18 protein-coding genes are annotated in these 19,235 nt (G+C 68.2%); 6 read left to right on the top strand and 12 right to left on the bottom strand.

Features of this window, described 5'->3' with window-relative positions:
* Positions 1–84: 84 nt before the first annotated feature.
* From CCS01_RS04500 to CCS01_RS04490, 3 genes are all read right to left on the bottom strand, one after another.
* Entirely contained in the window at positions 85–1,080 is a 996-nt protein-coding gene (locus CCS01_RS04500; RefSeq protein WP_104517630.1) for a glutathione S-transferase family protein, read from the bottom strand.
* A gap of 16 nt (positions 1,081–1,096) precedes the next feature.
* Positions 1,097–1,825 carry a DUF1194 domain-containing protein gene (locus CCS01_RS04495; protein ID WP_158258229.1) on the bottom strand — a complete coding sequence of 243 codons (729 nt, stop codon included), beginning with the start codon at positions 1,823–1,825 and terminating at the stop codon, positions 1,097–1,099.
* Positions 1,826–1,926: 101 nt separating this feature from the next.
* Positions 1,927–2,577 carry a S24 family peptidase gene (locus tag CCS01_RS04490; protein WP_104517628.1) on the bottom strand — a complete coding sequence of 217 codons (651 nt, stop codon included), beginning with the start codon at positions 2,575–2,577 and terminating at the stop codon, positions 1,927–1,929.
* Positions 2,578–2,774: 197 nt separating this feature from the next.
* Between CCS01_RS04490 and CCS01_RS04485 the strand changes: the two genes are divergently transcribed.
* Together CCS01_RS04485 and CCS01_RS04480 are read left to right on the top strand one after the other, a co-directional pair.
* The gene (locus tag CCS01_RS04485; RefSeq protein WP_104517627.1) at positions 2,775–3,161 is read left to right on the top strand and encodes a hypothetical protein; all 387 of its coding nucleotides are present in this window, start codon (positions 2,775–2,777) and stop codon (positions 3,159–3,161) included.
* 157 nt (positions 3,162–3,318) lie between these two features.
* Positions 3,319–3,555 carry a hypothetical protein gene (locus tag CCS01_RS04480; RefSeq protein ID WP_104517626.1) on the top strand — a complete coding sequence of 79 codons (237 nt, stop codon included), beginning with the start codon at positions 3,319–3,321 and terminating at the stop codon, positions 3,553–3,555.
* Positions 3,556–3,562: 7 nt separating this feature from the next.
* Here the strand turns inward: CCS01_RS04480 and CCS01_RS34985 are convergent, their stop codons facing one another.
* The 5 genes from CCS01_RS34985 to CCS01_RS04455 all read right to left on the bottom strand — a co-directional run bounded on the left by CCS01_RS34985 (position 3,563) and on the right by CCS01_RS04455 (position 9,763).
* On the bottom strand, positions 3,563–3,790 hold the full coding sequence (locus CCS01_RS34985; protein ID WP_104517653.1) for a hypothetical protein: 228 nt from the start codon (positions 3,788–3,790) through the stop codon (positions 3,563–3,565).
* 467 nt (positions 3,791–4,257) lie between these two features.
* Positions 4,258–5,631, bottom strand: a complete 1,374-nt coding sequence (locus tag CCS01_RS04470; RefSeq protein WP_104517625.1) for a vWA domain-containing protein — start codon at positions 5,629–5,631, stop codon at positions 4,258–4,260.
* A complete protein-coding gene (locus CCS01_RS04465; RefSeq protein WP_104517624.1) occupies positions 5,624–6,730 on the bottom strand; it encodes an AAA family ATPase in 1,107 nt (368 codons plus the stop codon). The genes CCS01_RS04470 and CCS01_RS04465 overlap by 8 nt, the downstream gene beginning before the upstream one ends.
* A gap of 46 nt (positions 6,731–6,776) precedes the next feature.
* On the bottom strand, positions 6,777–7,778 hold the full coding sequence (locus tag CCS01_RS04460) for a hypothetical protein (RefSeq protein WP_204848138.1): 1,002 nt from the start codon (positions 7,776–7,778) through the stop codon (positions 6,777–6,779).
* Positions 7,779–9,250: 1,472 nt separating this feature from the next.
* Positions 9,251–9,763, bottom strand: a complete 513-nt coding sequence (locus tag CCS01_RS04455; RefSeq protein WP_104517623.1) for an O-acetyl-ADP-ribose deacetylase — start codon at positions 9,761–9,763, stop codon at positions 9,251–9,253.
* A gap of 691 nt (positions 9,764–10,454) precedes the next feature.
* Here CCS01_RS04455 and CCS01_RS04445 point away from each other — a divergent pair.
* From CCS01_RS04445 to CCS01_RS04430, 3 genes are all read left to right on the top strand, one after another.
* Positions 10,455–10,787 carry a hypothetical protein gene (locus CCS01_RS04445; protein WP_104517621.1) on the top strand — a complete coding sequence of 111 codons (333 nt, stop codon included), beginning with the start codon at positions 10,455–10,457 and terminating at the stop codon, positions 10,785–10,787.
* A 70-nt stretch (positions 10,788–10,857) separates the two neighbouring features.
* Entirely contained in the window at positions 10,858–13,299 is a 2,442-nt protein-coding gene (locus CCS01_RS04440; protein WP_239992001.1) for a plasma-membrane proton-efflux P-type ATPase, read from the top strand.
* 158 nt (positions 13,300–13,457) lie between these two features.
* Complete coding sequence (locus tag CCS01_RS04430) at positions 13,458–14,594, top strand: alpha/beta fold hydrolase (protein WP_104517618.1); 1,137 nt, start codon at positions 13,458–13,460, stop codon at positions 14,592–14,594.
* 394 nt (positions 14,595–14,988) lie between these two features.
* Here the strand turns inward: CCS01_RS04430 and CCS01_RS04425 are convergent, their stop codons facing one another.
* The 4 genes from CCS01_RS04425 to CCS01_RS04410 all read right to left on the bottom strand — a co-directional run bounded on the left by CCS01_RS04425 (position 14,989) and on the right by CCS01_RS04410 (position 18,204).
* On the bottom strand, positions 14,989–15,819 hold the full coding sequence (locus CCS01_RS04425) for an inositol monophosphatase family protein (RefSeq protein WP_193540102.1): 831 nt from the start codon (positions 15,817–15,819) through the stop codon (positions 14,989–14,991).
* Positions 15,819–16,385 (bottom strand): elongation factor P, encoded by a 567-nt coding sequence (efp, locus tag CCS01_RS04420; protein WP_104517617.1) that lies wholly within the window; start codon positions 16,383–16,385, stop codon positions 15,819–15,821. Before efp ends, CCS01_RS04425 begins: the two co-directional genes overlap by 1 nt.
* A 144-nt stretch (positions 16,386–16,529) precedes the next feature.
* Entirely contained in the window at positions 16,530–16,802 is a 273-nt protein-coding gene (locus CCS01_RS04415) for a type II toxin-antitoxin system Phd/YefM family antitoxin (protein ID WP_104517616.1), read from the bottom strand.
* 82 nt (positions 16,803–16,884) lie between these two features.
* Positions 16,885–18,204: a chloride channel protein gene (locus tag CCS01_RS04410; protein ID WP_104517615.1), complete on the bottom strand. Its 1,320-nt coding sequence runs from the start codon at positions 18,202–18,204 to the stop codon at positions 16,885–16,887.
* Positions 18,205–18,298: 94 nt separating this feature from the next.
* On the opposite strand from CCS01_RS04410, the gene CCS01_RS04405 reads away from it, so the two are divergent.
* On the top strand, positions 18,299–19,235 hold a 937-nt coding region (locus CCS01_RS04405), incomplete at its 3' end, for a BaiN/RdsA family NAD(P)/FAD-dependent oxidoreductase (protein ID WP_104517614.1).

Below are 19,235 nucleotides of genomic sequence, written 5' to 3'. Positions count from 1 at the left end.
TGCGGAACCGTATTTCCTTACCAGTGCGACGACTCACGGCGCCTGCCAAGCCCAGGCGCCCCGGCCGGGCATGGTTGCAGGACCTCAGAACACGATCAGGTCGTCCACCCCGCGCACTCGCTCCGACGGGGCGTCGAAGTTGATCGCCGGGCCAACCGGCACGATCCCGGTCGGGTTGATGCGGCGGTGGCTGAGGTAATAGTGCCGCTTGATATGGCCGAAATCGACCGTCTCGGCGATGCCCGGGATCTGGTAGATGTCGCGCGTGTAGGCCCACAGGTGGCGGTAGTCGACGATCCGCCGGATGTTGCACTTGAAGTGGCCGAAATAGACGGTATCGAAGCGCACCAGCGTGGTGAACAGCCGGATGTCCGCCTCGGTCAGCGTATCGCCGCACAGGAAGCGCGACCGGGCCAGGCGTTCCTCCAGCCAGTCCAGGGTCTCGAACAGCGGGGCCACCGCGGCTTCGTAGGCATGCTGCGTGGTGGCGAAGCCGGCCTTGTACACCCCGTTGTTCAGCGTCTCATAGACGCGGTGGTTGACCGCATCGATCTCCTCCCGCAACGCCTGCGGGTAGAAGTCGCCTGGCCTGGCGCCGACCATGTCGAAGGCGCTGCCCAGCATCCGCATGATGTCCGCGGACTCGTTGTTGACGATGGTCTGTGTATGATGGTCCCACAGGATCGGCACCGTCGCGCGGCCGGAGTATTGCTCGTCGGCGCGGCTGTACAGCTCGTGCAGGTAGCGGCAGTTGTACAGCGGGTCGGGGATGACGCCGTCGCCGGGCGCGAAGGTCCAGCCCTGGTCCCCCATCAGCCAGTGCGTCACCGAGATCGAGACGATGTCCTGCAGGCCCTTCAGCGCCCGCACGATCAGCGTCCGGTGCGCCCAGGGACAGGCGAGGGAGACATACAGGTGATAGCGCCCCGCCATGGCGCGGAATCCGTCCTGGCCGGTCGGCCCGGGGCGGCCGTCGGGGGTCACCCAGTCCCGGAAGGCGCTTTCCTGCCGTTCGAAATGACCGTCCCTGGTGATGTCCGACTCGTGCTCCTGCCACTCACCGTTGATCAGCAATCCCATCGATGGTCTCCAAGGCTCATCGTTCGGTCGCGAACCTGGCCCCGACCGGGACGCTGGCGATCTCATCCACCAGCTTGCGAGTCATGGCCTCGCCGAAGCTGTGGAAGTCATGCACTTCCAGGACGAAATTGCCAGGGCCGCCGGCGACATTCTCACGGTAGTACTTGGCCAGCCCGCCCGGCGGCTGGACATGGGCGAAGGTCCAGGACACCGGATGGTCGTTGATGATGGCCAGGCCGTTGATGGTGATGCCGGCCTTCACCGCGTCGTCGCGGGCGTCCGCCGCCTCGCGCCCGGCATTGTTGGTGCCGTCGCCGCAGACGTCGATGACGCGCCGCGTCGCCGTCAGCCCGCTCTCGGCCAGGAGCTGCACCGCCTGATCGATGCCGGCGCTGATCGCGGTGCGGCCCCAGAACGAGCGCGGCGCCGTGGTCAGGTTGTCGACGAAAGCCTTGGCGGTCGCCCGGTCCTTGATCACCGTCCAATCCAGCACGGTGCGGACCTCGAAGCTGCTGGCGAACTCGACATAGGCGACGGCGATCTTGCCGATGGGGCCGTCCTTGATGGCCTCCAGCACCTTGTCGTTGGTCAAGGCGTTGCTGTAGCCGTCCTTCTCCAGCTTGAACTCGCTGTCATCGATGCTGCGGGAGACGTCGCTGACCAGCACCAGCGCCACGTCCACGTCTTCCGCACGGACCGGCGTCACCGCGAGTAACGCCGCCAGCAGCACAAAAACCGACGCCAAGCCTATCCGACCCATCGCACGGCCCTCCAGCCTCCGATCTGACGCTGTGGAGGTCTTCACGTCAAAGGAAATTCGCTGGTATGCCGTGCGGTAACGTTACGCTACTGGCTGGCCCAGACGATGCGGTGGATCCACGCCACCTCGGTCAGGTCGAAGCTGTAGTCGGGATGCTCGGGGTTCAGGCTCTTGAGCTCGACCCGGCGGGCGGAGCGGCGGGCCAGCTGCTTGGCCATAACCTCCCCGGCCAGGGTGCGGACCACGACGCGGTCGCCGCGGCGGATCGGGGCGGCGGGCGAGACGATCACCTGGTCGCCGTCGCGAAACACCGGCTCCATCGAATCGCCGCTGATCTCCAGCGCATAGGCGTTGGTATCGGCCACCTCGGGCAGGCTGACCTCATCCCAGCCGCCGCCGACGGGATAGCCGCCGTCGTCGAAGTAGCCGTCGCCGCCGGCCTGCGCCAGGCCGATCAGCGGGATGCGGCGGGCGACGCCGCGGGGCGGGGCGGTGCTGGCCAGCGCCCGGGCGCCGGAAACCAGCGCGGTGAAGCTTTCCAGCGAGGCGCCGGTCGCGTCCAGCACCTTGGCGACGCTTTCGGTGCTGGGCCAGCGGGCGCGGCCATCCGGCATCCGCCGCTTGGACGGGTTGAAGGTGGTGGCGTCCAGCCCGGAGCGCTTCGCCAGGCCCGACGCGGAGAGACCATTCTCCGCGGCCAGCGTGTCGATCGCGCGCCAGACATCCTCGTGTTTCATCAAGCGGCTCCGGTAGTTCGATGGCGCCCCGGGGGACGCCTGGGGCGGGGCGGCGTCTCAGCCGCGGGGCATTATTCTAGGAATGACTGCCAAATGAAATAGGAAAATCCACCATTCTTCTTGCATTTGTATGCAACCTATGGTTACATTGGCGATATCCGCCACACGGCGCTATCACGTTATTGGGATCATTGTTCATGCCACTTGCCGCTCGCCAAGCCTGTACCGCGCTTCGCCATCATGCCTGCCCGGGACCGCTCAGCCAACCCTTCGCCAGCGCCGAAGATGCCTGGCTATGGACGATGGCGGCGTTGATCGCCCGCCGCGAGGGCGCCCGCCATTCGACCAATGAGGGACGGTTGCCGCGGCCCTGCGAGCCCGACGACGTCATCAAGTGTCTCGATACCTTGTATCGCCAGCGGCGGATCGACCTCGCCCATGCCCGGGTGCTGCGGCTGTGGGGCGAGCGGCAGACGCCGCCCAGTTCCGCGATCGCGGCGGAGCGTCACGACTATGGGTTGTGGATCGAGGCGCTTGAGCGCCTCGCGTGGCCGCTTCGGATCAAGGGGATTGTCGCTACCTGAGGCATTTTAGGAAAAATATCATTGACTCTCCTGTTGGGATTCACGTAATGTTCTGATGTCAGCGGGCGAGGTGCGTCCACTGACATTCGTCTCCCCCCAAACCTGCGCAGCCGCTGCCCGTCCGGGCGGCGGCTTTTTTTGTGGAAGGATCGTTCCCATGGCCTTCGCCGTCCGCAACCTGTCGGTTCTGGCTTATGCAAACGGCTTCACGCTCTGGCACTACAAGTCCGGCAAGGATCGGCTGGAGGCGATCAGCGGCAACAATTACCTGGCCGACGCCGCCGACATGCTGACGCCGGGCGACCTGATCATGGTCACCGCCGCCGACGGCGCCCGCATCCTGTGCGTGACGCTGGCCGACGTGGAAACGGTGGTCACGGCGCCGCTGTCCTGACCCGGCGTCACGGCGTGTCCGCGGCGGTTCCCAGGATCTCCGTCGCATGGCGTGCCGTTCCGTCCGGGGTGATGGCGAAGCGTCCATCCGGACGGCGCCGGCACAGCCCCATGGCCGCGAGCCTGACGAGGCACGGGTCATCGGCCAGTCCGGGCGGCCGCCCTGCCGCCCCGCACAGGTGTAACCGGTGCAAGGCCGCGCGGCAGCAGGTTTCGAGGTACGGCTGGTTCCACATGACGCGAACCTCGGCCAAACGCCGGCGCAGGGCAACCCCGGGTGCCGGTACGGCCACGCCGTCGCGGCATCCGGCTCCCGGGACGGTGCGGCTGAATGCCGCGGAGGCGTCGCATGGGCGCTGACTTTGGCGACGAACGGCACGGCCGTTGCTACCCCGTCATGGTGGGCGCAGACCCACCATCCACGCCTTTTGCCGATACCAGCAACGCAAGGCGGGGATGGCGGCCCGGAGCCTGTGCCCTGGCTCTTGTCCCGGGTAGCCGCCATGACGACAGGACGGTGCGCCGTGTCCCGTCGCCTAAGTTAGCGCCTATGGGGCGTGTCCCGGCTATCCACCGCTCGGGGGGACGCTTGTTGTCCCGGAGAGGACACCCCTGCCCCGCCGGCTATCGCTGCCGATCCGGCGCGTTTGTCTCAACCTTTCTGCGGCTCGTTGCATGACGCCTGCCCGGCCGCACCGCCCGGCTACTCGTCGAGAACCAACTTCCGCCCGAACGGCGGGTCGGCATCCGCATACGCCTTCGGGACCGCCCAGATCACCGGCCAGCGGGGACGGTGACGCGCCGGCCCCTCCAGGTCGGTCAGCACCACCGCGATATCCGGCCGATGCTTCTCGGCTTCCTCCAGCAACGGCGTGAAGTCGGTGCCGCCGCCGCCGTGGAAGTCGATCTTGCGCAGGTCGATCCGGCCGGGCGGGAAGACCTCCACCCGCCGCACCCGCTCGTCGCCGATGATCAGCGCAAGGCCGGCCTCCTGCCGCCGCGCGATCGCCTCGATCTCCCCGCAGAACCGTTCCAGCAAATGCGTGCTGATCGAGCCCGAGACATCAACGATGACAACCAGCCGCGGCACCGCCTTCGTCGGGCTGAACCCCGGTTCGAACGGCAGCCGCCGATCGGCGCCGGCACGGCCCTGGTTGGCGATGTAGGAGCGGGTCGGCCGCGACCAGGAAACCGCCGGCTTGCGCGCCAGCGCCCGCGCCAGGCGGGTGCGCAACACCTGCTCCCACGGCGTGCGGCTCTGCGGCAGATCGGCGATCAGGGCCCGCAGCATGGAAAAGGCGCCGTCGCTGGCATGGCCGCGCAGCAGCCGTTCGCTCTGCTCGCGCGCCTGTTCGGCCTCGGCCTCCGGTGACCCCTGCGCTTCTTCACTTGGGGCCAGATCGGCATGGCTCGACGCGCCAAGCGACCGAGCCTTCGCCGAGCGCGCGCCGTCCTCACGCGTGCGGTCGGAGGACTGCTGGTCGGAGGCCCCCTGCTGCGTCGCCTGGTCGTCTGACTGCGCGCTGCTGGACTTGCCGCCCGATTGCTTGCTGCTGGCGCCCTTCTGCGGCTTGTCCTCGTCCGGCATCCGGCGGTCGTCAACCGCGCGATACAGCCGCTCGACGTCCCAGTGCAGCAGCGACACCTCGACCGTCTCCCGCACGTCCAGCGCGGTGGCAAGCAAATGGTTCAGTTGAACCGCTTTCGGCGGCAACGACAGCCAGCTGAGATGCCCGAGCGTGCTGTTGACGATGGCATCCGCGCAAATATTGAACAGCCGCAGGTCGACGTCGCCCAACAGGCGCCGCAAATCGAGAAAACGTTGCGGATGCCGCAAGGCGACGTGCAACACCTCGTGCGCCACCACGCCGGTCTGCTCCGCCAGCGACAGGTCCTCGAACGCGGGGGCGTAGTAGATGGTGGTGCCGTCGGTCCAGGCCGGCGCGGCCCCCTCGGTGGCGGGCGAGTCCTCGTGCCGGATCCATAGCGCGAGGCCGCCGGTGGACGGCGCGAACTCTACCATGCGCTGGATCGCACGCGTGGCGCGATGCTGATAGAGCGCGCCGGTGTCAGGCATACTGCGCTTCCTGGCGGCTTTCGTTATAGCGTCGGAACGACGCGCTGTCGAGGATCGCGGTCTCCAGCCCGCATGCCAGCGCCTTCTGCATCAGCAGTTCCATTGCCAGTGTCTGCGTCTCGCGCACCGGCAGCGGGATCAGGCCGCGGATGTCGGGCAGTTGCTCGATGATCGCCAGCGCCCGCGCCAGGGTTTGGGGGTCGGTGGCGGCGGCGACGAGGCCATAGGTCATGCCGTACAGCCCGTCCAGCGTGCGCGGCAGCAGCGCGGCGGTTTCGGCGCCGGGCGCGGCGGCGAGCAGGCGCATGACGTCGGCGCCGGCCTGGATCTCGCGCAGCACGCCGAAGAACTCGGCGGCGTTGGCGGCGCCGATGCGGCCCTGGACGAACACGCGCTTGGCGGAATCGGACAGGCCGGACTTCAGTACATTCGAAACATCCTCCCACCCGCGCGGGCTGGCGCCGATCAGGTGCTCGTTGGCGAGCTGCGCGTGGGTGTCGTCCAGTTTGTCGGGGCGGATCTTCAGGTAGGCCATCACCTCGGGCGCAAAATCCATTTCGATGGCGTAGGCCAGGAACGCCTCGATCACCGTTTCCACGTTGAAATGAAACATGCGGTCGGCCAGCGCCGTGCCCATGTCGTGGCTGATCGCGCCATGGAAGCTGGCGTTGCCGGCGGCCACCACCTGCCAGCCGTCCGGCAGCTGGTAGTTGCCGACGCGACGGTCGAGGATCAGCGAATAGGCCGAGATCTGCAGCCGCTGATCCGCCGCGGTCAGCTCATCCAGGAACAGGATGCCCTGCGGCTGGTCCGGCGTGGGCAGGAATTCCGGCGGGAACCACACGGTCTTCGCCAGCGCGTCGTCGGCGTAGATGGCGCCGCGGATGTCGACCGGCTCGATCGTGGTCAGGCGCAGGTCGATCAGGGGAACGTCGTACTGCGCCGCGACCTGGCGCACGATCGAGGACTTGCCGACGCCCCTCGTCCCCCACAGCATCGAGGCGCGCCGCCGCAGGACCGGATCGGCGTATTGCTCGACCAGGGCGGCCTTGGCGCCGGAGATCGAGATCGGCGGAATGTTCATCGGGTTACTCAGCATTCGGTCATCCTGTTGTTGTTCTGGCCGGGCCGGTGGTCCGGGATGGTCAAGGCGCCTGATGAACAGCCAACGGCCGGCGCCATGTCGCCGCCTTGGATCGCCGGGGTAGCGGGGGAATTTCGATCGACGGAATTTCGCGCCTGGTGAAGGCGCCCAGCATCAGCACGCCCGGCGTGAACATGGTTACGAACCGCATGATCGAGCCGTCCGGGATGTGCACGAAGCACAGGCTGCCGGCGCCGGCGATCAGCGTGGCGAAAATCAGCAGCGGGGTCGCGCGCCGGAGCGCCACGCCCCAGCGGGCCCGCAGCCGCGTCTCGTGGAACTGGCTGGGTGGACCGGTGAGCGTTGTCGCCAGGTGCACGACCAGCCGTTCCAGTTTGCCCTCGATCTGCCGGCTGCGGTCGAGGGTCTTGCCGCGGGCCTGCACGCTGCCGATCCAGGCCGCCCGGCGCCGGCGAAGCAGGCCCCAGTCCCGGCCCAGAACGGCAAGTAAATCCTCGGGCAGTTCGTAAGCATAGCCGGCTTCAGGGACGATTTCGATGCTGGCGGGATAGCGCTTCACGGTCGTGTCGTTCAGGGTCAGGTTGAGGCCCTCGATCCGGGCCTCGCCGCCGGTGAACACCATCTGCATCGGCGGCGGGTCGTTGCCGGCGGTCTTGGAGGCCGGCGCCAGACGGTAACTGACGGCAATCGTAACGCCGGATGCCGACCGGAAATGCCGGTGCGGCGGGACGGTGGCGATGTGGGCGAGCAGGTCGCGCGGCTGCGGGCCTTCGATCCGCAGCGTCGCCTTCAGGCCGCTCGGAAGCGTGAGGTTCCGTGTCAGGCGGTAATGTCCCGACCGTGGGTTATCAAGCTGCAGTATTTCGCGGATGCCGGCCTGCTGGCCGTCCTCGCCGGCGTGGTCGATGGGCTTGAACACCAGGCAGCGCTTGATCCGGTCGCTGCTTGCCAGGTCGACATGCCGGCCGTCGCGGGCGAACGGCTCGATCAGGCCGAGGATTTCATGATGCGTCAACGGGTGCATCGTATCGACAGGTGTCATTCCGACCAGCCGGTCTACCATTGTGCCTTGCATCATTGTCCGCTCAATCCCGCAAGAAGCGCAGCGCCACGCCGTCACGTGGATGCAAACGGCGAAGCCGCAAGGATGATGCCAAATAAATGACAATTGGATACTCATTTTTTTGTTTGTAATTATCGGTTTACACTTGGCAAGCCGGATTGACATCGTTGCGCGCTCGTGTCGAGCGGCGCGGACAGTCTCGGGATATTGTACGTCACCCCGGCAAACATTGCGGCCGCCGACAACTTGTCGGCGGTGAAATAACGAAGCGCGTGAAGGGCGAAGGGGCGATTGGCGTGCGAAGCGGGGGTCCCCGGCCCCTCGTCATGGCCTACGGCGGCTGTACATCTTCGGCATGAGTTTTCACAACGCTTGTTCACTGCATCAGCCTGTCCCGCGGCAATAGAGTCCGTCCTCGAGGCTTTGGTGCCGCCCGCCATCCGGAAACGTCCGTGCCTGTTGATCCGGCCGTGATTTTCAACACGGAGAAAGCGCGGAGGGCCCGAAGGGCCACGGAGACCGGACCGGGCCGGGCGACAAGCCAACCTGGTCGCACCAACTCCGTGGCCCTGCGGGCCCTCCGCGCTTTCTCCTATGAAAATGCGGACCAGCAGGCGCCATCGTCTCTCTATCGTCATGGCCGGGCGTGTCCCGGCCATCTGCGCACGAACGGCGGGGGGTGGATGGCCGGGACACGCCCGGCCATGACGGAGGGGCAACGGACCCTTCGCCCATTTTCCGCCATCGTGGTGCCGGCGCGCCGGCTAGCTAACACCGTGTTGAAATCCGATCGGCCATCGACACACCGGCGCCGCCTCAAGCCAGCGAAAACGACGGCCGATCCCGATGCCGCTCAACCAGACAGGCCACGGGAATGGAGACTGAACCTCCGGCGAGCGGTACGGGGACAAGGATGACATGCGATGCGTCCCTGTTCTGGTGCCTCGAAGCCAGATTGTTCCGGAGATGCACGACCGCCGTAGCCATCATGGCAGGGCGTGGCCTCCGCCAACCCCCCCCAACTGTCGAAGCGCAGATGGCCGGGACACGCCCTACCGGATTCACAGACCCCGGAAACGATCGGCCGCAGCCGTGGCCCATACTGTCATGGCCGGTGCTGGTTTCACCGGCGGTAATCAAGCGAACACGGAGTTACACGGTGTTCGCACGGAGTTCCGCAGAGAAAGTGGGTACAGCGCTTCGCGCGAAGCGCCTGAAATCATCGGACGCCGCCACAAGGGCGACCATGTTGCGGGCGCCCCGGACAACTTCGTGAAACTCCGTGCAAACCCCGTGGAACTCGGTGTCCGCTTGATTGCGGTGGCAAACACATCCCCACCCCATCCCGGTCGGCACCACACCCCACGGCCGATCCGCGGCTCACGCCAAAGCGCCGCGGCCCGGCCATGACGATAGAGAGACGACCGGCGCCGGTGCGGAACAACCAGCCGTCAGCCCGGCGGCACCAGCGCGGCCTCGAACGCGGCGCGGACATCGGCGCCGAAACAGGCGAAGACGACCTGCCGTATGGTGCAGTCTTCAGCCAGCACGGCCGAGACAGTGTCCACGGCGATCCGCGCCGCCTCCGGGATCGGGTAGCCGTAGATGCCGCAACTGATCGCCGGAAAGGCGATCGTCTTCACGCCATGCGCGATGGCGAGCTCCAGGCTGCGGCGGTAGCAGGACGCCAGCAATCCCGCCTCGCCGTGCCGGCCGTCGCGGTAGCGCGGGCCGACGGCGTGGATGACGTAGCGGGCCGGCAGGCGGTAGCCCCTGGTGATGCGGGCCTCGCCGGTCGGGCAACCGCCCAGGGTGCGGCACTCGGCCAGCAGATCGGGGCCGGCGGCGCGGTGGATGGCGCCGTCAACGCCGCCGCCGCCCAGCAGCGACTGGTTGGCGGCGTTGACGATGGCATCAACGGCGAGAGTGGTTATATCCGCCTGCTGGACACTGATGCGTGACATTGCGTTCTCCCGCTGGCCACTCTCCCGCCGGCAGGGCCGGCTATTGGGGCGATCGTGGACCCGGTCCGGGGGCGATACAAGGCTGCCCGGGGGGGAGCCGCCCAGGGGAAGCCGTCCAGGGGAAGCCGCCCAGGGGAACCGCCCAGGGGAAGCCGCCCAGGGGAACCGCCCAGGGGAAGCCGCCCAGGGGAACCGTCCAGGGGAAGCCGCCCAGGGGAACCGTCCAGGGGTGGCCCGTTGCCCCACCGCCATGGCCGGGCGTGTCCCGGCCATCCACCCCCCAACCGTTCGTGCGCAGATGGCCGGGACGCGCCCGGCCATGACGGAGAGAGAACGGCCATCGCGCGAAATTCTCCTCCAGCCACCGCCTGATCCTGACAGCGATGGGGACCGCGCACGGCCATGACGATACGGCGACGACCGCGCGCCTCCGCTTTCCGCCGCGCCCGTTATCAGAACATGGCCGATTGTTCATGCAGCGAGTTGATCTTGCTCAACCCTTGTGTCCGGCAAACGCGGATAGTCGGCGCCAGCCAGCAGCGGGAGGCACATCATGCCACATCGCGGGAACGGGCTGACCGCCGGCATCGCCAGCCAGCGGGCGGCAACTTTCGCGGCTGCGCCGGGATGGCGGCCCTGCCGGTCCGCGCCCGCCACGGTCACCCGGTCATCAAGACAGAGGAGACGTACCATGGTTGAGACCTCCTTGCACCCGGCGCTCGACAAGCGGCTGGCGACACTGCGTGACCGTATCGAAGGGATCAGGCGCGCAATGAGTCTTGCGCCGCCAGCGGAAAAGGTGCAGGCAACGGCCGCCCTGGCGGAACTGGAGCGGCGCTTCGCGGCACTCGACAAGCAGGTTCGCGCGCTCCGGCAGGAGGGCCCGGGCCTGCGGCAGTCGATCAAGGCGGAGGTCATCCTGATGGCCGACGATCTTGTCGGCATGAGCGAGGACCTGATGACGTGGATCGAGACCGGCAGCCATCCCGATCCCTATGCGAGACGATTCGGGAACACGGACTGAACCACGCCCGGACGCCACCGGGCAGCGCGAGTCGTATCTTGCAGGCATCAAACTGGCAAAGGGTGATACGGTGCAGGACCAGCTTACCCCCGATCTCACGTCACAATCGATCCAGCCCCGCGCACCCGAGGGCACCGACGGCCTGACCGGGGCCGAAGCTGAAAAGCGGCTCCACCAGTTCGGCGAGAACGCCCTGGCCGAGCACCACGTCAGCGCGCTGGAACGTCTCGCTCGTTTCTTCTGGGGGCCGATCCCGTGGATGATCGAGATCGCCGCGGCGCTGTCGGCGGTGCTGGGCCACTGGGCCGACCTGAGCATCATCCTGACGATGCTGTTCATCAACGCCGGCATCGGCTTCTGGCAGGAGTTCAAGGCCGACAACGCGATCATGCTGCTGAAACAGCGCCTGGCGCTGAAGGCGCGGGTGCGGCGCGACGGCGCGTGGCAGGATATCGAGGCCAGGCTGCTGGTTCCCGGCGACGTGGTGCGGATCAAGCTGGGCAACATCGTGCCGGCCGACGTGACGCTGGCCGAGGGCGACTACCTCAGCGTCGACCAGTCGGCGCTGACCGGCGAATCGCTGCCGGTGGACAAGAAGATCGGCGATGCCGCCTATTCCGGATCGATCGCGCGGCAGGGCGAGATGACCGGCGTGGTCACCGCCACCGGCATGAACACGTATTTCGGCAAGACCGCCGGGCTGGTGCAGAAGGCCAGCACGGTGTCCCACTTCCAGCGCGCCGTCCTGCGCATCGGCAACTTCCTGATCCTCATCACCATCGGCCTCGTCCTGCTGATCGGCCTGGCGGCGATGTTCCGCCGCGACCCGCTGTTCGAGACCCTGGAATTCGCGCTGATCCTGACCATCGCCTCGATCCCGGTCGCCCTGCCGGCAGTGCTGTCGGTGACGATGGCCATCGGCGCCGAGCGGCTGACGAAGTTCAAGGCGATCGTTTCGAAGTTGGTGTCGATCGAGGAAATGGCCGGGATGGACATCCTGTGCAGCGACAAGACCGGCACGCTGACTCGCAACGAACTGACGCTGGGCGCGCCCGATCCGGCGCCGGGCGTGGCGCGCGACGACCTGCTGCTGGCTGCCGTGCTGGCCTCGCGCCGCGACGCGCCGGATGCGATCGACGCCGCCATCATCGCCGCCGCCCCCGCCGTGCCGGGGAATTATGTAACGAGATCATTCCAGCCGTTCGATCCGGTGGCCAAGCGGGCGGAAGCCGGGATCGAGCAGGACGGCCGCCGCTTCACCGTCGCCAAAGGCGCGCCGCAGGTCATCGCCGATCTGTGCGCCCCGGATGCGGCCGAGCGTGCCAGGATCGCCGCCGGCGTCGACCGGGACGCCGCCAAAGGCTACCGCACCCTGGGCGTCGCGCGGCGGGACGAGGCGGGACGCTGGCGCTTCCTCGGACTGCTGCCACTGTTCGACCCGCCGCGGGCGGACAGCGCCGAAACCATCGCCACGGCGCGCGCCATGGGCATGAACATCAAGATGGTCACCGGCGACCACGAGGCGATCGCCCGGCAGATCGCCGGCGAACTGAAACTGGGCCGGAACATCGTCGTCGCCGACGAGGTGTTCAACGACGGTGTGGCATCCGGGCGGCTGCCGGCGATCCTGGCGGCCGACGGGTTCGCGCGGGTCTTCCCCGAGCACAAGTTCGAAATCGTCAAGGCGCTGCAGGATGCCGGCCACATCGTCGGCATGACCGGCGACGGGGTGAACGACGCGCCGGCGCTGAAGCAGGCCGATGTCGGCATCGCGGTCTCCGGCGCCACCGACGCGGCGCGGGCGGCGGCGGACCTGGTGCTGACCGCGCCCGGCTTGTCGGTGATCACCACCGCGGTCGAGGAGGCGCGGCGCATCTTCGAGCGCATGACCAGCTACGCCATCTACCGCATTGCCGAAACGATCCGGCTGCTGCTGTTCATGACCGCGAGCATCCTGATCTTCAATTTCTATCCCGTCACGGCGATCATGGTCGTGCTGCTGGCGCTGCTGAACGACCTGCCGATCATGATGATCGCCTATGACAATGCGCCGTTTGCCGGGCGCCCGGTGCGCTGGGACATGCAGCGGGTGCTGACCATCGCCTCGGTGCTGGGCGTCTATGGCGTGATCGAGAGCTTCGGGCTGTTCTGGATCGTGCGCGACTACCTGGCATTGCCGCTGCCGATGGTGCAGGCGCTGATCTTCCTGAAGCTGCTGGTCTCCGGCCACATGACGATCTACCTGACGCGCAACAAGGGCGCGGTGTGGCAGCGCCCGTGGCCGGCCTGGAAGCTGGTGGTGCCGTGCGAGGCGACCCAGGTGATCGGCACGCTGGTGGTGGTCTACGGCCTGTTCATGACGCCGACCGGCTGGGTGCCGGCGCTGCTGGTGTGGGCCTATACGCTGGTCTCGTTCTGCGTGGCGAGCGCCGTCAAGATCGCCACCTACCGGCTGCTGGAGGACCACGCGGCGCATAACCTGCGGCGGGTCGAAAGCCACGTTGCCGCGTGACCGGCCGGTCCGTTGCCTCACCGTCATGGCCGGGCGTGTCCCGGCCATCTGCGCTGCGACGGTTGGGGGGCGGATGGCCGGGACACGCCCGGCCATGACGATAGAGAGATGACCGGCGCCGGCGAGACCGCATTTTCATTGGAGTGACAGGAGCCTGCATGTCCCACAAATCGTCGGTCAAATCCTCTGACGTCTCGCTGCTGAGCGTGCCGGCCTTCTGGCCGATGGCGCTGGCGACGGCGATGATCGAGGAAGGGACGGAACTGTATGCCAGGAACGTCAGGTTCCTGGACGAGGAAATCAAGATCCAGGCGGAACTGCGGCCGAAGCTGGCGACGCCCAACCGCGTGCGCCTGGACCTGCGGACCATGGTGCTGCGCGAGTACGGCACGCCGGGCGGCATCCCGACGCTGGTCGACGCGCCCTACGCCGGCCATACCGCGATGATCGCCGACTATCACAAGGGCCAGAGCCTGGTGGAGACGCTGCTGGGCAACGGCCTCGGGCACGTCGTGCTGACCGACTGGAAGTCCGCGACCGACGACATGAAGGACCTGGAGATCGACAACTACCTGGCCGAGATGGTGGTGGCGATCGACGATCTGGGCGGCCGGGTCAACCTGGTCGGCCTGTGCCAGGGCGGCTGGGTGTCGGCAATGATCGCGGCGCGGTTCCCGGAGAAGGTCAACGCCCTGGTGCTGGCCGGGTCACCGATCGACACCGACGCCGGCAACGGGCCGATCAAGCGCATGGTGCACGAGCATCCGATCTCGTTCTACGAGGAACTGGTGGCGCTGGGCGGCGGCCTGATGAAGGGCGCGTTCATGCTGCAGGGATGGAAGAACATGCATCCCGAGCAGCACTACATCCAGGACCACATCGAGCTGTATGAGCACATCGACGATCCGGCCTACGTGAAGAAGGAGGAAACGTTCGAAAGCTGGTACGAGAACCCGCTCGACCTGCCGGGCCGGTGGTACCTGCAGGCGATCACCAAGCTGTTCAAGGAGAACCAGTTGGCCAAGGGGCGGTTCGTCGCGCTGGGCCGGAGGCTGAACTTGCGCGCGATCACCTGCCCCACCTACCTGCTGGCCGGCGCGGCGGACGACATCACCACGCCGGAGCAGGTGCTGCACGCCGCCCGCCACATCGGCACGCCGCCGGACCGCATCGTGCAGGAGACGGTGCCGGGCGGGCATATCGGGCTGTTCATGGGCGCCGGCACGCTGAAGAACCACTGGCCGCGGGTGGCTCGCTGGCTGGCGGCGCAGGATGGGGGGATGCGGGGAGGTTGAGGGGGCGTTACTTCACCGTCATGGCCGGGCGTGTCAGGATAAGCGGAGTGGCGGAGGAAGGGCTTCTTCCCTCACCGTCATGGCCGGGCGTGTCCCTCTGGGATGCACAGATCTTGGAAACGGTCCGCCGTGGCCATTGCCCCTCCGTCATGGCCCGGCTTGTCCGGGCCACCTGTCGCGGCACAAGTGCTGGAATAGGTGGCCCGGACAAGCCGGGCCATGACGATGTAGGAACGCTCCCGCCGGCCGGTCAAGCCCCTGATTTTGCGGCCGTTTCCGGGTTGTTTCAGAGATGTGTGCATCCCGTAGGGCGTGTCCCGGCCATCCACCCCCCGCCGTCGAAGCGCAGATGGCCGGGACACGCCCGGCCATGACGATAGTGCGACGACCGCGCTCAGGCGCCGGCGCGGGACATGCCCTCGGCCGCGACCTCCCGCAATTTGGCGTGCAGGTGCGGGTTGGCGGCCACCACGTTGCCGGTTTCCAGCGGATCGCCCTGCTCGACGTCGGTGGCATAGCCGCCGGCTTCCTTCACCAGGATCAGGCCGGCGCAGATGTCCCACGGCTTGATGCTAAGCTCCCAGTAGCCGTCGAACCGCCCGTGCGCCACCCAGGCGAGGTCCAGCGACGCGGCGCCGAAGCGGCGGATGCCGGCGACCTGCGGCATCAGCGCCGCCAGCGTGCGGCTGAACGCGTTTCGCCGGGCCGCCGAGGCGGCGGCGAACGGAATGCCGGTGGCGAACACCGCCTCGTGGATCTCACGCCGGGCGGAGACCCGCAGCCGGCGTTCGTTCATGAACGCGCCGGTGCCCTTTTCCGCCCAGAACATCTCGTCCACCGCCGGCGCGTACACCAGCCCGGCATGGACCTCGACCGTGCCGTCGGCCAGGCGGCGCTCCAGGCCGATGCTGATCGCCCAGTGCGGCATGCCGTGCAGAAAGTTGGTCGTCCCGTCCAGCGGATCGACCACCCAGCGCCAGGTCCAGTTCTCGGACCCGGAGGCGCCGGATTCCTCCATCAGGAAGGCATAGCCGGGGCGCGCCTTGGCCAGTTCCTCCTTCAGCGTCTGCTCGGCCCGCATGTCGGCCTGGGAGACGAAGTCAGAGGGGCCTTTGACGCTGACCTGCAGCTGCTCGACCTCGGCGAAGTCACGCAGCAGCCGCCGCCCGGCCTTATGGGCGGCATTGGCCATGACGGTCAGGTGGGGGGAGAGGCGGAATGCCATCAGCCCTTGGCCCGCTCCACGTAGCTGCCGTCCTCGGTGCGGACCACGATCCGCTCGCCGGCCTCGATGAACGGCGGCACCAGGGTCTTCACGCCGTTCGACAGCACCGCCGGCTTGTACGACGAGGACGCGGTCTGGCCCTTCACCACCGGATCGGCCTCGGCGATTTCCAGCACCACGGTGGCGGGGATGTGCAGCGCCACCGGCTCGCCTTCCACCAGGTCGACGGTGATGGTCATCTGGTCCTGCAGGAACGGCGCGGCGTCGCCCAGCAGCTCGGTCGGGATGTGGGCTTCCTCAAAGGTCTCCGGGTCCATCAGCACCAGGTTGGTGCCGTCGGTGTAGGAATAGGTGTATTCCTTTTCCTCGGTGGTCAGCCGCTCGACGGTATCGGCGGTGCGCCAGCGCTCGTTGGTCTTGTTGCCCGACTTCAGGTCACGCATCTCGACCTGGATGAAGGCGCCGCCCTTGCCGGGGGTGATGATCTGCTGCTTCAGCACCGTCCAGCGGCGGCCTTCGTGCTCGATCACCTGGCCGGCGCGGATCAGGTTCGCCTGCTGCTTCATGAGTTCAATCCGATCTGTGAGAAAGTGCGGGCTTCTAGACCGTGGTGGCAGCGCGGGCAAGGCTGGCGCGGCCCGGGGCGTGGATTGGCCCGGTCAGAAGGGGATCACGCCGACATGGCCGGCCTGCGCACAGGCGATGATCGGCTATCGGTGCAGGATGCCCTCGGCCGCGTCGAGCGGTTCGTCGAGCACCGGTTCGGTCAGGTCGAAGCCTTCGGGAATGGTGACCGACCCGCGCATGAAGCCATAGATGTCGCGCACTGCCTCCGCTGCCGGCTTGGGTGGCGTCAGCACCGCGACCGGCCGACCGCGCCGGGTGATGATGACCTGTTCCAGTTCGCGGCGGGCAAGGCGGTCGAAAATGACGGCGCACCGGGCCTTGAATGCCGAAATGCCGATGGTTTCGCTGGCAGCCATGATTTTCTGTCCTGTCCCGCGACCCGCTCTTTAGCCCGGCCGGACACCTGATCCAACTGGCGGCCAGGCCACGTGCCCGCGATCACGACGCCCCGGCGACGCCCTCCTCGGGATGGGCGCGGGCGCGCTGGCGGGCGGCGACCTCGGCATCGGTCAGGCGGGCGTCGTAGATCGAGCGGAACTCGACGCTACGCGCCATCAGCGTCGCCGCCGCCACCATCACCAGCATCGGCAGCACCGCGGCGCGGGCGTACCCTGTCATCTCCATCATCAGCACCGTCGCCGAGATCGGCCCCTGGGTGGTGGCGGCGACCAGGGCGGTGGCGCCGAGCAGGGCAAACATCCCGGGTGGCACGCCGGGCCAGACCAACATCCACGGCAGGCCGAGCACGCCGCCCAGCAGCGCCCCCGTCGCCAGCGTCGGCGTGAACAGGCCGCCCGGGGCGCCGCTGCCCAGGCACAGCAGCGTGGCCGCCGGCCGCAGCCCGAGCAGCGCCAGCAGCAGCGGCGCGGCCAGGTCGCCAGTCAGCGCCAATTCCGCCACGTCGCGGCCGTTGCCGAGCAGTTGCGGGAACGGGATCGACACCGCCCCCAGGATTGCCAGCGTCCCCACCGGCACCACCACCCGCAGCCATCCCCGCGGCTTATGCCGATCGGCCCGGGCGACGAGGCGAACGAACAGAACGGAGGCGAGGCCGACGAGCGGCCCGGCCAGCAGCGCCCAGGCGAGGATCGACGTCGAATCGGGATAGGCCGGTATCACATAGGTCGGCGGGGTGCCCATCAGGGCGCGGGAAATTACGGTGGCCGCCAGCGACGTCACCACCGCCGGCAGCACGTAGCGCAGTGCCAGCACGCCGCGCAGCACCTCCAGCGCGAACAGGGCGCCGCCGAGCGGCACGCTGTAGGCCGCGGCCATGCCGGCGCCGGCGCCGCAGGCGACCAGCAGGCGGCGCTCCTGGTCGGTCAGGCGCAGCCAGTCGGCCGCCTGGTTGCCGAGGACCGCGCCGGCCTGCTTCGGCGCGCCCTCCCGCCCCAGCGCGGTGCCCATGCCGACGATGATCACCGAGAGCGTGGCGCTGGCCAGGGTGCGCAGCTTCGGCAGCCGCCCGGCGTGGAACCAGATGGCGGCGCTGATGTCGATGCTGTTGCCGCTGGATAGGCGGGTCAGCAGCAACTGCCCGAGGCCGGTGACCACCCCTGCCCCGGTCAGCGCCGCCATGTGCATCCAGTGCGGCGCGCGGGCGGCGCCCTGCAGCAGGTCCAGCCCCGGGCCGCCCCACAGCGCATGCTGCGTCAGCTTCAGGATCTCCGTCAGCGCGGCCGTGGCGAAGCCGGTGCCCACGCCGGTCAGCAGCAGGGCCAGCCAGAAGCCGGCAGTTCTGTGCCAGGTGAAGCTCATGCGGCCGATGCGGGGACGGCGGGCAGAACGGGGGCCTCCGGTCTGGGGGCTGCCGCACTTATGTTGGCCGCGCCCCGCCTGCTACACGCCGCGCATGAGCCAATTCGACGTGATCATCCTGGGTGCCGGCGCCGCGGGGCTGATGTGCGCGGTCCGCGCCGGGCAGCGCGGGCGGCGGGTGCTGCTGCTGGACCATGCGCCGGAGGCGGGGCGCAAGATCCTGATCTCCGGCGGCGGGCGGTGCAACTTCACCAACACCGGCTGCGTGCCGGATCGCTTCCTCTCCGACAACCCCCACTTCAGCCGATCGGCGTTGAGCCGGTACCGGCCGGCGGATTTCGTGGCGCTGGTGCGGAAGCATGGCATTGCGTTCCACGAGAAGACGCTGGGACAGCTGTTCTGCGACGGCTCGGCACGGCAGGTCGTCTCTATGCTGCTGGCCGAGTGCGCCGCCGCCGGCGTGGATCTGCGCCTGGCGCACCAGGTGACGGCCATCGGCGGCGCGGAGCGGTTCCGGGTGGAGACCGACCACGGCGCGTTCGCGGCGGGCAGCCTGGTGCTGGCGACCGGCGGGCTGTCGATCCCGAAGCTGGGCGCCACCGGGCTGGCCTATGACGTGGCGCGGCAGTTCGGGCTGCGGCTGACGGCGGTCCGGCCGGGGCTGGTGCCGCTGACCTTCGGCGACGACACGCTGGCGCTGATGCAACCGCTGAGCGGCGTGTCGCTGGATACGGTGGCGTCGGTTGGCAAGCGGGCATTCCGCGAGGCGACGCTTTTTACGCATCGCGGCCTGTCGGGGCCGGCGGTGCTGCAGGTTTCGTCCTACTGGCAGGAGGGGCCGGTGACGCTGGACCTGCTGCCCGGACAGAACGCGGCGGCGTTTTTGCTGGAGCGGAAGCGCACGCGGCCGAAGGCGGAACTGCGCACGGTGCTGGCCGAGGCGCTGCCGGCCCGCCTGGCCGCCGCCTGGATCGGCGAGGCGGGCGGGCGGCGGCTTGCGGATGTGCCCGACCGGACGCTGGCGGCGGTGG

This window comes from Rhodopila globiformis (assembly GCF_002937115.1).
In the GTDB taxonomy this organism is placed as follows: domain Bacteria; phylum Pseudomonadota; class Alphaproteobacteria; order Acetobacterales; family Acetobacteraceae; genus Rhodopila; species Rhodopila globiformis.
The sequence above is the reverse complement of the archived record's forward strand: the minus strand, read 5'-3'. Positions and strand labels throughout refer to the sequence as shown.

Coding starts and splice junctions, on each gene's coding strand:
- CCS01_RS04485 (WP_104517627.1), top strand. CDS start 2,775: ATGCCACTTGCCGCTCGCCAAGCCTGTACCGCGCTTCGCCATCATGCC.
- CCS01_RS04415 (WP_104517616.1), bottom strand. CDS start 16,802: ATGGCTGCCAGCGAAACCATCGGCATTTCGGCATTCAAGGCCCGGTGC.
- CCS01_RS04480 (WP_104517626.1), top strand. CDS start 3,319: ATGGCCTTCGCCGTCCGCAACCTGTCGGTTCTGGCTTATGCAAACGGC.
- CCS01_RS04465 (WP_104517624.1), bottom strand. CDS start 6,730: ATGCTGAGTAACCCGATGAACATTCCGCCGATCTCGATCTCCGGCGCC.
- efp (WP_104517617.1), bottom strand. CDS start 16,385: ATGAAGCAGCAGGCGAACCTGATCCGCGCCGGCCAGGTGATCGAGCAC.
- CCS01_RS34985 (WP_104517653.1), bottom strand. CDS start 3,790: ATGTGGAACCAGCCGTACCTCGAAACCTGCTGCCGCGCGGCCTTGCAC.
- CCS01_RS04425 (WP_193540102.1), bottom strand. CDS start 15,819: ATGGCATTCCGCCTCTCCCCCCACCTGACCGTCATGGCCAATGCCGCC.
- CCS01_RS04460 (WP_204848138.1), bottom strand. CDS start 7,778: ATGACACCTGTCGATACGATGCACCCGTTGACGCATCATGAAATCCTC.
- CCS01_RS04445 (WP_104517621.1), top strand. CDS start 10,455: ATGGTTGAGACCTCCTTGCACCCGGCGCTCGACAAGCGGCTGGCGACA.
- CCS01_RS04470 (WP_104517625.1), bottom strand. CDS start 5,631: ATGCCTGACACCGGCGCGCTCTATCAGCATCGCGCCACGCGTGCGATC.
- CCS01_RS04455 (WP_104517623.1), bottom strand. CDS start 9,763: ATGTCACGCATCAGTGTCCAGCAGGCGGATATAACCACTCTCGCCGTT.
- CCS01_RS04500 (WP_104517630.1), bottom strand. CDS start 1,080: ATGGGATTGCTGATCAACGGTGAGTGGCAGGAGCACGAGTCGGACATC.
- CCS01_RS04430 (WP_104517618.1), top strand. CDS start 13,458: ATGTCCCACAAATCGTCGGTCAAATCCTCTGACGTCTCGCTGCTGAGC.
- CCS01_RS04490 (WP_104517628.1), bottom strand. CDS start 2,577: ATGAAACACGAGGATGTCTGGCGCGCGATCGACACGCTGGCCGCGGAG.
- CCS01_RS04410 (WP_104517615.1), bottom strand. CDS start 18,204: ATGAGCTTCACCTGGCACAGAACTGCCGGCTTCTGGCTGGCCCTGCTG.